Annotated in this window: 14 protein-coding genes; 2 read left to right on the forward strand and 12 right to left on the reverse strand. The window is 29.4% G+C overall.

Annotated features, from left to right (window positions below; all coding sequences use genetic code 11):
* Nucleotides 1-13: 13 nt before the first annotated feature.
* Entirely contained in the window at nucleotides 14-1,732 is a 1,719-nt protein-coding gene (locus AC2D6T_RS05960) for a DNA polymerase III subunit gamma/tau (RefSeq protein ID WP_484680817.1), read from the reverse strand.
* Nucleotides 1,733-2,031: 299 nt separating this feature from the next.
* Here AC2D6T_RS05960 and msrA point away from each other — a divergent pair, with 299 nt between their 5' ends.
* Nucleotides 2,032-2,688 carry a peptide-methionine (S)-S-oxide reductase MsrA gene (gene msrA / locus AC2D6T_RS05965; RefSeq protein ID WP_298946497.1) on the forward strand — a complete coding sequence of 219 codons (657 nt, stop codon included), beginning with the start codon at nucleotides 2,032-2,034 and terminating at the stop codon, nucleotides 2,686-2,688.
* 20 nt (nucleotides 2,689-2,708) lie between these two features.
* Here the strand turns inward: msrA and AC2D6T_RS05970 are convergent, their stop codons facing one another.
* Nucleotides 2,709-4,913: an endonuclease MutS2 gene (locus AC2D6T_RS05970; RefSeq protein ID WP_484680818.1), complete on the reverse strand. Its 2,205-nt coding sequence runs from the start codon at nucleotides 4,911-4,913 to the stop codon at nucleotides 2,709-2,711.
* Nucleotides 4,914-4,997: 84 nt separating this feature from the next.
* Here AC2D6T_RS05970 and AC2D6T_RS05975 point away from each other — a divergent pair, with 84 nt between their 5' ends.
* Nucleotides 4,998-5,663, forward strand: coding sequence for a uracil-DNA glycosylase (locus AC2D6T_RS05975; protein ID WP_484680819.1), 666 nt, complete (start codon nucleotides 4,998-5,000; stop codon nucleotides 5,661-5,663).
* 156 nt (nucleotides 5,664-5,819) lie between these two features.
* On the opposite strand, the gene AC2D6T_RS05980 is transcribed toward AC2D6T_RS05975, so the two are convergent.
* From AC2D6T_RS05980 to AC2D6T_RS06025, 10 genes are all read right to left on the reverse strand, one after another.
* A complete protein-coding gene (locus AC2D6T_RS05980) occupies nucleotides 5,820-5,960 on the reverse strand; it encodes a hypothetical protein (protein ID WP_484680820.1) in 141 nt (46 codons plus the stop codon).
* A 507-nt stretch (nucleotides 5,961-6,467) separates the two neighbouring features.
* The gene (locus tag AC2D6T_RS05985) at nucleotides 6,468-7,337 is read right to left on the reverse strand and encodes a nucleoside phosphorylase (protein WP_484680821.1); all 870 of its coding nucleotides are present in this window, start codon (nucleotides 7,335-7,337) and stop codon (nucleotides 6,468-6,470) included.
* Nucleotides 7,338-7,339: 2 nt separating this feature from the next.
* Entirely contained in the window at nucleotides 7,340-8,284 is a 945-nt protein-coding gene (locus AC2D6T_RS05990) for a DUF1835 domain-containing protein (RefSeq protein WP_484680822.1), read from the reverse strand.
* A gap of 52 nt (nucleotides 8,285-8,336) precedes the next feature.
* Nucleotides 8,337-8,660, reverse strand: a complete 324-nt coding sequence (locus tag AC2D6T_RS05995; RefSeq protein WP_298946507.1) for a translation initiation factor — start codon at nucleotides 8,658-8,660, stop codon at nucleotides 8,337-8,339.
* 64 nt (nucleotides 8,661-8,724) lie between these two features.
* Nucleotides 8,725-9,672, reverse strand: coding sequence for an isopenicillin N synthase family dioxygenase (locus AC2D6T_RS06000; protein WP_484680823.1), 948 nt, complete (start codon nucleotides 9,670-9,672; stop codon nucleotides 8,725-8,727).
* Nucleotides 9,673-9,737: 65 nt separating this feature from the next.
* The gene (locus AC2D6T_RS06005; RefSeq protein ID WP_484680824.1) at nucleotides 9,738-10,460 is read right to left on the reverse strand and encodes a DUF6048 family protein; all 723 of its coding nucleotides are present in this window, start codon (nucleotides 10,458-10,460) and stop codon (nucleotides 9,738-9,740) included.
* Nucleotides 10,441-10,908, reverse strand: coding sequence for a DUF6452 family protein (locus AC2D6T_RS06010; protein ID WP_438988280.1), 468 nt, complete (start codon nucleotides 10,906-10,908; stop codon nucleotides 10,441-10,443). The genes AC2D6T_RS06005 and AC2D6T_RS06010 overlap by 20 nt, the downstream gene beginning before the upstream one ends.
* A 36-nt stretch (nucleotides 10,909-10,944) precedes the next feature.
* On the reverse strand, nucleotides 10,945-11,238 hold the full coding sequence (locus tag AC2D6T_RS06015) for a 4a-hydroxytetrahydrobiopterin dehydratase (protein WP_438988281.1): 294 nt from the start codon (nucleotides 11,236-11,238) through the stop codon (nucleotides 10,945-10,947).
* Between the two features lie 17 nt (nucleotides 11,239-11,255).
* The gene (locus tag AC2D6T_RS06020; protein WP_298946517.1) at nucleotides 11,256-11,558 is read right to left on the reverse strand and encodes a type II toxin-antitoxin system RelE/ParE family toxin; all 303 of its coding nucleotides are present in this window, start codon (nucleotides 11,556-11,558) and stop codon (nucleotides 11,256-11,258) included.
* Nucleotides 11,559-11,562: 4 nt separating this feature from the next.
* A complete protein-coding gene (locus AC2D6T_RS06025) occupies nucleotides 11,563-11,784 on the reverse strand; it encodes a type II toxin-antitoxin system ParD family antitoxin (RefSeq protein WP_298946519.1) in 222 nt (73 codons plus the stop codon).
* Between the last annotated feature and the right edge of the window lie 4 nt (nucleotides 11,785-11,788).

Here is an 11,788-nt window from a genome sequence, read left to right on the forward strand (position 1 = left end):
AAATGTAAAAATGTTACAGATCTAACATAAAAGTTTGACGTAACTTTTCTAACATAGGATTTTTTTCTAAAAGTTTGCTGTATTTTTCTTGTGGAGTATAAGCAAACTTTTTTTCTACAGTTTCATTAAGCTCTAAGGCAATATCAATTCCGTAATTATTTAATTTTTCTCTTAAAAAATTTAATAATTTAGGTCTTCCTTTTTTAAATTGATCTTGCATTAATTTGTTGGGTACAGTGTACACAATTTTAAATTTACCATCTAATTTTGGTGCATCTGCAGCAATAATAGAAGCCATGCTTCTTTCACCTTTTTTGTTTAAAACATTAATGTATTCTTGCCAAAAAAGTTGTAATTCTTTTTCTGTAAAAACATCTTTTGGGTGGTTGTCAAAATTTTCTTCAACAACTTTTTTCTTACTTTCTTTCTTTTGATGTATGCTTTTTAAAGATAAAGAAGAGGTGCGTTTTCTTGCAAAATTTAAAACAGGTTTTACAGGTTCTGTAGAAGCTGATATATGGTCAGTTTTTACTTGCTCTTTAGCCTGTGTTAGCTCTTTTTTTACAATTGTTTCTGTTTTTAAAACAGATTTATTTACTTGTTTTTTTATAGGCGAAAGAGCTTGAAAAAATGTAGCAGGTATTATGTAGTTAGCTGACTTTTTTTTTTCTCCATCAAAAGTGATAGAGGCAATCTGCATTAAAGTTAATTCTACCAACAATCGCTGATTTTTACTTGCTTTGTAATTTAAATCGCAATCATTTGCTTTATTAATGGCTTGCATTAAAAAGGGAATACCAGCTTTTTCTGCTTGCTTTAAATATTTCTTTTTAGCAGCGTCACCAACTTCCAATAAAGCAACGGTAGCTTTGTCTTTAGCAACTAATAAATCTCTAAAATGACTAGCCAATCCATTAATAAAATGATGTCCTTCAAAGCCTTTTGCTAAAACTATGTTAAACGTATTTAGAACATCAGGTATTTTATTCTCTAATAATAAATCTGTCATTTTAAAATACGTATCGTAATCTAAAACATTCAAATTTTGGGTTACAGCCTCTCTAGTTAAATTTTTACCAGAAAAACTAACTACTCTGTCAAAAATAGACAAAGCATCTCTCATAGCGCCATCAGCCTTTTGGGCTATAATGTGTAAAGCATCATCTTCAGCTGTAATTTCCTCTTTCTCGCAAATGGTTTTTAAGTAATTTTTGGCGTCTAAAACACCAATTCTCTTAAAATCAAAAATTTGACAACGAGATAAAATTGTAGGAATTATTTTGTGCTTTTCTGTAGTTGCTAATATGAAAATAGCGTGTGCAGGTGGCTCTTCTAAGGTTTTTAAAAATGCGTTAAATGCAGACTGAGAAAGCATATGAACCTCATCAATAATATACACTTTGTATTTACCAGTTTGTGGTGGTATACGTACCTGGTCTGTTAAACTTCTAATATCATCAACAGAGTTGTTAGAAGCTGCATCCAACTCAAAAATATTAAAAGCAAAATCTTCATCTTTAGATAATGCTGCCTCTTGTTGATTGATTTTTTTTGCCAATATTCTAGCACAAGAAGTTTTACCCACACCTCTAGGTCCTGTAAACAATAAAGCTTGTGCTAAATGATTGTTTTTTATAGCATTGTCTAACGTATTAGTAATGGCTTGTTGGCCAACAACATCCTCAAAATTTTTAGGACGATATTTACGTGCTGATACTATAAAGTGTTCCATGTATATTTTAAAGTGTTTAAATTCGAGTAAATTAAAGTTGTTTTCTTTAATTTTTCAGTAAAAAGAAAAATTATTTTCTCATTTACCCAACAAAAATAACTATCTGAACCCTTTTAAGCAAAAAGGTTTCTTAACAAAATGCTAAAGTTGTAAACAACTGTAAAATATGCCGTAAATTTGCAATTTAAATTGTAGTTTAAAACATTATTTATTTAGAGATAAACGTTTCTAAAATTTTGCGCCAAGCGCGATGCAATGTTTTTAGCGCAATTTTTACTAATAATCATAAAAAAATATAAATGAAATATATAAAATTTAGTGTAATAACTAGTTTGTTAGTTTTAGTTGTTGCATGTTTTAGTTCTGCTAATAAAAAAGAAAAAACACCTTTACAAGCCATGTATTTACCACAAGACGAATATAAAACTGCTTATTTTGCAAGTGGATGTTTTTGGTGTGTAGAAGCTATTTTTGAAAGTGTAGAAGGAGTAGAAGAGGCTATTTCTGGTTATGCAGGTGGTAATACCTTAAACCCAACATATGAAAAAATTGGAACAGGAAAAACAGGACATGCAGAAAGTGTTGCGGTGTATTATAACCCCAAAAAAGTAAGTTTTAATACTTTGGTTACTGTGTTTTTTGGTTCTCATAACCCGACAACTGTCAATGGGCAACATCCAGATTATGGAACGCAGTATAGATCTATAGCGTTTTATCAAAATGCCAACGAAAAAAAGACCATCGAAACGCAAATTGCAAAACTTAATAAAGAAGTTTATAATGGTAAAATTGTTACAGAGGTTAAGAAACTAGATAAGTTTTACAAGGCAGAAGCATATCATCAAGATTTTGAAAAAAGAAACCCAAATCAAAGTTATGTTAGGGCAGTTTCTATACCAAGGTTGAATAAATTTAAAAAGAAGTTTCCACAATTATTAAAAAAAGAAGCACATTAAGTGCTTCTTTTTTTTGCTGTTTATTTGGCTTTTTCTACCAATTCTATTTTATTTACAGATGTTTTTGTTGTAAAAACACCATAATTTATGGTAATATTTTTTTTGTCTATTTTGTCTATTGTACCAACAGAATTTGAATCTATAATTCTAACGCTGTCATTTAACTTAAAAACGTAAGCTGCTTTTTGTTCTGCTTTTTTTACAGCTTCTTTTTTCTTTTCTTTTCTAACCTCTACAACTTTTTCTAAAACCTCTTTTTCTACTTTTTTAATTACTTGCTGCATTTGTTTTTCAACAATTTTTGCTTTTTGCTTTTGCGATTTTGTTTTTGGTTTTACAGGGGTCTTCTTAGCATGCTTTACTTTTTCGTCTGCAACCCATTTATTAAAATTAGTGTTTAGCTCTTTTTTATTATTGGTTTGAAAGTACTTGTTTAATAGCTCATTTATCTTTCTACCTAAAGAAAGCATTTTTTGATTATTGTCATACAATTCTTGAAAACCTGCTAGTTTTGCCTGTATTTTAGCCTCTTTTTCTTGTAAACTGTCTAAATGTTCTTTTCCTTTAGTTTTTTGTTTTTCTAAATTATCCGAGTTTTTTTGTAGTCGACTTCTTTCTTTTTGCAGTTTAGAAATTGTTTTGTCTAAACGAACTTTTTCGGTTTCTACACGCTTTTTTGCTTTGTTTATTAAGCTAAAAGGAATTCCGTTTTTTTGGGCAACTTCAAAAGTAAAAGAACTACCTGCTTGCCCAATAAATAGTTTGTATAAAGGCTCTAAAGAGCGCTCATCAAATTGCATATTGGCATTGGTAACATTTTCCAATTCGTTAGCCAGTACTTTTAGGTTAGAATAATGTGTAGTAATTACACCATAAGCATGTTTGTTGTAAAACTCTTCTAAGAAAATTTCTGCTAATGCTCCACCCAATTCTGGGTCAGAACCAGTACCAAATTCGTCTATTAAAAATAAGGTGTTTTCGTTACATTTTCGTAAAAAATAACGCATGTTTTTTAAACGATAGCTATAAGTGCTTAATTGATTTTCAATAGATTGATTGTCTCCAATATCTGTTAGAATAGTATCGAAAATATACGTTTGGCTACGTTCTGCAACCGGAATTAACAAACCACTTTGTAACATTAATTGCAACAAACCAATGGTTTTTAAGGTGATGGATTTACCACCAGCATTGGGTCCAGAAATAACAATAATTTGCTGTTCTTTATTTAATTCTAATGTTTGCGCAACAGTCTTTATATTTTGTTGATTGTTTTTTCGCCATAAAATGGGATGTACAGCATCTTTAAAAAATACTCGTTTTTCTTTGGTTATTTTAGGTAAAATAGCATGAATTTCTCTTGCATATTTTGCTTTTGCACCTACTGTGTCTGTTTTAACTAGATAATTAACATAGTCTTCTAACAACTCGGTAAAAGGTCTAATTGTAGCCGCCAAAGCTCTAAGTATTTTAATTACTTCTTGCTTTTCTTCGTACACTAAATTCTGATATTCTCTACTGTAAGATAAAGTAGCTTGTGGCGCTATGTAAACAATATTACCCGATTTTGAAGAGCCTAATAAACTACCAGCAATTTTTCTTCTATGCATTGCTGCTACTGCTAAAACCCTTTGGTTATCTACAATTGTTTCTTTAATGTCATCTAAATAACCTGCAGCAATGGCTTTAGATAACGCACTAGAAAAACTTGCACCAATTTTACCACGAACGTTATTAATATCTCTTCGAATTTGTTTTAAAGTAGATGAGGCATTATTTTTTACCTCGCCAGAAATGTCTATAATTTTTTTAATTTCATCATCTACATACGTAGTGAATTCTATTTTTTGAGTAAGCTCATAAAATGTTGGAAATTGTACTTTAAATTTTTTAAAAAATTTAATATGCTCGTTTACGGTTAAAGAAGTGCTTGCTATTTTTAAAAAAGCATCAGTTTCTATAAAGCTATTTTCTATTTTTAAGCGTTTTACACTTTCTTTAATATTATCAAAACCATGATTGGGTATTCTATTTTCGCTTTCAAAAGAAGATACATATTCATTTACCAAATGCAACTCTATAAACAATTGTTTTCTGCTAGTAAAAGGTAAAATTTCTACAACATTTTCTTTACCCAAACCAGAAATACAATGTTCTTTAACATGTTGTAAAACAGTTTTAAATTCTAAATCTTGTAATGTTTTCTCTGAAATATTAGTCCTCAAATTTGTAATTTTGATAATCTATTAAATAAAATAATTTTATAAACTTTATTGGGTTTAAAATTGAAGTAACAAAAATAACAAACAATGCAGGTAAAAATAGCTGATAGCTGGAAAAATATTTTACAAAATGAGTTTGAGAAGCCTTATTTTAAAGATTTAACTTCTTTTGTAAAAAATGAGTATGAAAATTACCAATGTTACCCAAAAGAGAAAGACATTTTTGCAGCTTTTGATTTTTGTACATTCGATAATTTAAAGGTGGTAATTATTGGGCAAGATCCTTATCATGGCCCAAATCAAGCTAATGGCTTGTGTTTTTCTGTAAAAGATGGCATTACTCATCCACCATCTTTAATAAATATTTTTAAAGAAATAACTGCAGATTTAGGTAAAGAATATCCACAAAGTGGGAATTTAGAAAAATGGGCAAAACAAGGTGTTTTATTGCTAAATGCTACTTTAACAGTAAGGGAGCATGAAGCTGGAAGCCATCAAAAACAAGGTTGGGAAAGGTTTACGGACGAAGTTATTAAACAGATTTCTAAAGAAAAAGAAAGTGTTATTTTTTTACTTTGGGGTGGTTTTGCTAAGAAAAAAACAAAATTAATAGACAACACAAAACATCATATTTTAGAATCTGGACATCCAAGTCCTTTAAGTGCAAATAGAGGTTATTGGTTTGGCAACCAACATTTTTCTAAGGCGAATGCTATATTAACTGATCTAGAAAAACAACTAGTAGCTTGGTAAGCTATGCGTTGATAGATTTATGGAGCATTGATTAAACTATTTGTTTGAACTCTTTTGATAAACGAATTAAGGGAGCAGAGGAAGTAAAAAATCTTCAAAAAAAACTACTATATGAAGCGTGTTTATTGAATTTAAAACTAAGAAACAAACTGATTATTAGAATAAATCTGCTTGGTTTAATGTTGTTTGATTGGTTGGTAAAACATCTGCTAAACCACAAGATTTAGACATGCTTCTACAAGAAGAAAAACAAATTAAACCTATAATGCAAATTGCAATAAAAACTATTTTTTTCATTTTTTAAATTTTTTTAAAGTCTAAATATACATATTTTTTATGAACTCACCTGAATTTTTATTGCCTCCTATAGCGATCAAACAAATCATTTTATTTTGAATTCGGGTAACTTTTTTTTTGATGGGTTTGCCATCATTCTACTCGTTTATTTTTAGCCATTTTTGAATATCTTCTAGTTGCTGTTCGTATCTTTTTGCTAAAATCTTACCGATATTTTTATATGATGATTTCAAATATTCATGAACGCTCGCCAAATTCAAGGGTTTTTTTCAAAGATTTGTATAATTTTTGATGGATTGCCAGCACTCATATCTTTAATGATTTCTTAAGTTAAAACAATGCTAATAGCTACTTCTTTCGCACGAAAAGCTTTACACATTTGTATCATATCATTTGGATAATCTTTCTAGCAAAGTTTCATGTTTTTTTATTGTATTGTTTTTTTCTTTTAAATATCAAGAATAATTAAAGTCTTCTGCTACTCCTATCTACTTTGAGGATTGTCTTTTACTCAGTTAATTTATTTAAGCTGTAAATAATTAAATCTTCTACAACTTTTCCAGGTTTTTTGCTAAAAGTACCATTTGCTCTGTTAGCAATAATGGCGTTTATTGAACAAGAATTATGACCTAACAATTTAGACAAACCGTAAATGGCAGAAGTTTCCATTTCTAAATTGGTAATTCTATGTGAATTGAATTGAAAAGAATCAATTTTATGGTTTAAGTTATCGTCTTGTAAAGCAAGTCTTAAAACTCTGCCTTGAGGGCCGTAAAAACCACCAGCAGTAGCTGTTATCCCTGTAAAAGTATTATCTGAGCTTAATTTTTTTTCTAATATTTTACTATTTTTTATAATAATGGGAGCTGCTTTTTTAGTACTCCAGTTGGTATGTTTTACGAAGGCATTTTCTATATCTGTATTACAAATACTTTCTATTTGATATGAATGCAACAGGCCATTTAAATCTAAACCAAAAGAGCTTATTAAAAAACTATCTACAGGAATATCTACCTGTAAAGATCCAGAAGTACCAATTCTAACAATATTTAACTGGCTTAAATTTTCTTTAGGTTTTCTTGTAGTTAAATCAATATTTACAAGCGCATCTAACTCATTCATTACAATATCAATATTATCTGGTCCAATACCAGTAGATATTACAGAAAAGCGCTTGTTTTTATAAGTGCCTGTGGTAGTTTTAAATTCTCTTTTTTGTGTTGTAAACTCAATAGCATCAAAATATTTTGTTATTTTATCTACGCGATCTTGATCGCCAACAAAAATAATATCTTTAGCAATGTTTTCTGGTTTTAAATTCAAATGATAAACGCTACCATCTGCATTTAAAATAAGTTCAGATTGTTTTATTTGCATTTTTAAGAGGTGATTTGTAATAGTTTTTGATTGTTTTTACTAAATAAAAAACTAAATTTTTTAGCTCCTCCAAGATAAGAATTTTCGTTTCGTAATTGCCTATAAAAACTGGTTTCGTTTTCTAAAACTTTTTTGCCTGTTTTGGTTAATTTTACAGGGTTATAAGATGCAAATAATGGGTTTAGTTGCGTTATGGTTTTTTGGTATTGTAAGTCTCCAAAGCCAAATAATTCTTGCTCTTTAAGTAAACTACCCAATAGTTTGTTTTTAGTTGTTAATTTGTTTTTTGTAGCAGTTTGTAGTACAAAGTTTTCTACATTATTCAATCCATTTTCTACAGAAGGAAACCTTTGCAAATGTGTTTTTAAAGCATTTTCTAAATTTACAAATGTATTTGTTGTTTTAATATTTGTAATAGTTTCTAGCCTTAGAGGACTGACCGAACAATATAGTTGCCAAATGTAATCTGCGTAATCAATATCATTTTGAGATAAATTAATTCTTTTTTTATAATGCTGATGTATTTCAGATTCAGAAAGCTCACATAAACCTTTTAATTTTGTTGACTTTTTTACTTTTCCGCTACAGACCAAAGAAATAGGATAGTCTTTTCTGTATTGTTTTAACCAACTAATAACCGCTAACATATTAATTTGACAAAACAAATCGTACTCAAACCAAAGTACAATTTCTTTGGTTTCTTTTTTGTTACAAAGCCTTCTGTATTCTTTTATGGTATAGTCTATAAATTTTTGTTTACTAACTTTGTAAGTGTTTTTAAAAAAGCTATACCTCATTTTCCAAAAAACATCACTACCAACATTTGTAGTGGTTTTGCCTTCGCTTAGCATTTCTCTCCAAGTGATAAAATCTCCAGTAAATTTAAGTTTTTTTAGATAGTTTGTGGTACTGTCTCCATTTGTTATGTGTAAAATTAAAGCGCCCATAATAAATTGACAATAAATTTAATTACTTTTAATTGTGTTGATTTTTATGTTGTTAACCTCCAACACGTTTTACTTTAAAACCTTTATCCTTTAACATATTCATAATTTTATCTCTAAAATCTCCCTGAATGATAATTTTATCATCTTTAAAACTACCTCCTACAGAGAGTTTGGTTTTAATTTCTTTTGCCAAAATTTTAAAGTCTGCTGTTGCACCAGTATACCCCTCTAAAATGGTAATTGGTTTTCCTTTTCGCTTTTCGTATTTACAAATTATAGGTTCATCTTGTAACCAAATATTCGATTTTTCTATGGTTGGTTCAGGTGTTTCCTTATGTTCTGGAAATAGGTTTTTTAATTGATCTTTTAAATCCATTTGTTAGTGTTTGGTTGTAGTTTTGGTTTATAGTTTTTGTTTTGTAAAAACCAAAAACCGCCAACTATTTCTTCAATCCTAATTCTTTTAAACGTTGGTCTAAAAATTTACCTGCAGTAATATCTTCAAACTGTTTTGGGTTTTCTGTATCTACACAGTTTTCTAATACATCTAATTTCATTTCACTTACTGGATGCATAAAAAACGGAATGGAATATCTTGAGGTACCCCACATTTCTTTAGGAGGATTTACCACTCTATGGATGGTAGACTTTAGTTTGTTATTACTATGTCGTGATAACATATCTCCAACATTAATCATCAATTCATCTGGTTCTGCCATAGCATCTATCCAATCGCCTTTGTGGTTTTGCACTTGCAAACCTTTACCTTGAGCGCCCATTAATAGCGTAATTAAGTTAATGTCTCCATGGGCTGCAGCTCTTTCTGCGCCTTTTGGTTCTGTCTTTATAGGTGGATAATGAATAGGTCTTAAAATACTGTTTCCGTTTTTGATGTGTTTATCAAAATATGTTTCTTCTAAACCTAAATGCAATGCTAAAGATCGCAGCACATATTTTGCTGTTTTTTCTAACATTTTATAGGTTTTTTTACCAACCTCATTAAATTTTGGGAGTTCTTCTACAATTACATTTTCTGGGTATTCTGCAGCTCTTTTAGGATCGTCTTTTACATATTGACCAAAATGCCAAAACTCTTTTAAATCTGCTTCTTTTTTACCTTTTGCAGATTCTTTTCCAAAAGAAACATATCCTCTTTGTCCTCCAATACCAGGTATTTCGTATTTTTCTTTTGTTGCTAGGGGTAAGTCAAAAAAGTTTTTGATTTCTGCATATAAATCTTTTACTAATGTATCGTCTAAGAAATGACCTTTTAAAGCTACAAAACCAATGTTTTCATAGGCGTGACCAATTTCGTTTATAAATTTTTGTTTTCTTGTTGCATCGTCAGACAAAAAGTCTGCTAGATTTACACTTGGTATTTTATTCATTATGATATTTTTAAGGTAGAAACCTACGTTAAAGTTACTAAAAAAAGAGGAATTATAATGGTAGTTTATTTTTTTGTAAATGGAATTAGGTAACTTACAGTATAATTAAAGCCAAAACCTGTATTGCTTTCAAAAATTCTATTGAAACCAGGTGCGTATAAGGTTTTAAAGTTTTCGGGTTCTTTAACACTCATTAAAATCTTATAAGAAAGGCTAAAGCTTACAAATAAATTTTTTAGTGTTTCTGCTTTTATGCCTACCATAAATTCAGACCAATGTGCATTTAAATTTTTTGCTGTTACTGGATTTGTTACTGGCTCTGCAAGAAAATAATTGCCATTATCTGCATCTGAAACATTGGGTGTATAACTGTTTAAAGTTTGATCAAATAAGGCAAAACCATATCTATATCCTACAAAAACTTCGTTGTTCATATCTAACCAATTTTTGTAGGCATTGTAGTTAATGCCCAAACGGATATAGTTTCCTTTTGCTGTAGAGTTAGAAACCATAAATTCTGATGATGTTTCTTCTTCGTAACCTAATTCTGCAGCAATGTATAAATTCTTTTTAATTCTGTAATCACCAACAATTTCAAAACCAGTATAAACACCATCAAGCGAAGCTTTGATAGGTTTGCTAATGTCTACACCTAAACGAATACCAGCATTGGTTTTGTAAATTAGGGTATCTTTTTCTTTGGTAACAAGACTATCTTTAGGTTGCTCTTGCGCATAATTTTCAGCAAAAACAAATACCATAAAAAGGCTAATGAAATACTTGTACATGTGCTGTGGTTTGATCGTTTAAATTAAGTAAAGTTTTGGGCGTAAAATCTGTAAACCAAGTATTTGTTGGTGATGAAAATTCTAAATTTTTATACACAATTTTGTAACCACAAGAGCGTGAAACATATTCTTCTTGAATATCATAATTAATAGAAAACTGATTTACAACACCATCTTTAGAAAAATTATATACAGTTTCTAAAGCATTTGGGTTCAGAGGGATTACAATGCTGTCTGTACTAACACCATTATATCTAGCAATTGTATCGCTATTTGCTTCTGAATTAATTACTAAGTTTTGCACTCTTTTTGTTGTTTCTCTATTGGTATCGTCATAAAAACGAATAATTAATCTTGGTGTAACAGGGTTTTGAGTACAAAAATCATCTTTTTCGCAAGCGGAAAAAAGTGCTACAGATACTAGTAAAATTAGAATTGTTTGTTTCACGAGTCAAATATAGGTATTAGAATTTTTTCTAGAAGATTATTCCTCTTCAACTTCTACAATTTTATTGATGGCTTCTGCTAATTTAAAATCCAGTTCTGTAACTCCATCAGCATCATGTGTGGTTAATGTAATGTCTAAAGTGTTGTAAACGTTTGTCCATTCTGGGTGATGATTTAAAGCCTCACATTCAAAAGCAATTCTGTTCATTGCAGACATACAGTCTTTAAAATTATCAAACTCAAAATCGGTATGAATGGCATCATCATAAAAATCCCATTCTTGTAATTTTTCTATTCTTTTTTCTATTTCTAGATTTGTTAGTTTTTTCATTTTCTGCGTTTTATATATTATTTTAAATGTTTGGGCATATCTCTGCTTTCATGTAAAACTCTAATAATTAATAGTTTGTTTTCAATTATTTTATAAAAAATAATGTGTTTTTGAAAAGCGATACTAAATATACCCTCTTTAATTTCTTTTCTTGTTCTACCTAAGTTTGGTTGGTTACATAATTGAAAAAATAAATCTTCAATGTTTGATAGATATACAATTGCTTGATTTCGGCTATGACTTTTTTCTGTATAATCAAAAATATCTTCTAAATCTGCATCTGCTTCTTTGGTTAATTCATAATTTTTAAGAATAACCATTTTACTATTCTTGTTTCGATTCTAAAATATCTTTTACAGAACGCTTACTTATTCCACTTTCTAGTCCTTTTTCTATTTCTGCTCTTAAATCTTTTATAATTTTATTTCTATATATGGTATGCAATCTTAAAGCATCTCTAATTACTTCACTATTATTTTGATACTCGCCAGATTCAACTTGAGTAGTAATATATTCCTCCTGTTGTTTTGTAAAACTAATATTCATAATT

This window comes from Polaribacter sp. YIW18, from assembly GCF_057219325.1.

Excerpts from the sequence above, each read along its gene's own strand:
- AC2D6T_RS05960 (WP_484680817.1), bottom strand. The coding sequence starts at position 1,732 with ATGGAACACTTTATAGTATCAGCACGTAAATATCGTCCTAAAAATTTT.
- msrA (WP_298946497.1), top strand. The coding sequence starts at position 2,032 with ATGAAATATATAAAATTTAGTGTAATAACTAGTTTGTTAGTTTTAGTT.
- AC2D6T_RS05975 (WP_484680819.1), top strand. The coding sequence starts at position 4,998 with ATGCAGGTAAAAATAGCTGATAGCTGGAAAAATATTTTACAAAATGAG.
- AC2D6T_RS05980 (WP_484680820.1), bottom strand. The coding sequence starts at position 5,960 with ATGAAAAAAATAGTTTTTATTGCAATTTGCATTATAGGTTTAATTTGT.
- AC2D6T_RS05985 (WP_484680821.1), bottom strand. The coding sequence starts at position 7,337 with ATGCAAATAAAACAATCTGAACTTATTTTAAATGCAGATGGTAGCGTT.
- AC2D6T_RS05990 (WP_484680822.1), bottom strand. The coding sequence starts at position 8,284 with ATGGGCGCTTTAATTTTACACATAACAAATGGAGACAGTACCACAAAC.
- AC2D6T_RS05995 (WP_298946507.1), bottom strand. The coding sequence starts at position 8,660 with ATGGATTTAAAAGATCAATTAAAAAACCTATTTCCAGAACATAAGGAA.
- AC2D6T_RS06000 (WP_484680823.1), bottom strand. The coding sequence starts at position 9,672 with ATGAATAAAATACCAAGTGTAAATCTAGCAGACTTTTTGTCTGACGAT.
- AC2D6T_RS06005 (WP_484680824.1), bottom strand. The coding sequence starts at position 10,460 with ATGTACAAGTATTTCATTAGCCTTTTTATGGTATTTGTTTTTGCTGAA.
- AC2D6T_RS06015 (WP_438988281.1), bottom strand. The coding sequence starts at position 11,238 with ATGAAAAAACTAACAAATCTAGAAATAGAAAAAAGAATAGAAAAATTA.
- AC2D6T_RS06020 (WP_298946517.1), bottom strand. The coding sequence starts at position 11,558 with ATGGTTATTCTTAAAAATTATGAATTAACCAAAGAAGCAGATGCAGAT.
- AC2D6T_RS06025 (WP_298946519.1), bottom strand. The coding sequence starts at position 11,784 with ATGAATATTAGTTTTACAAAACAACAGGAGGAATATATTACTACTCAA.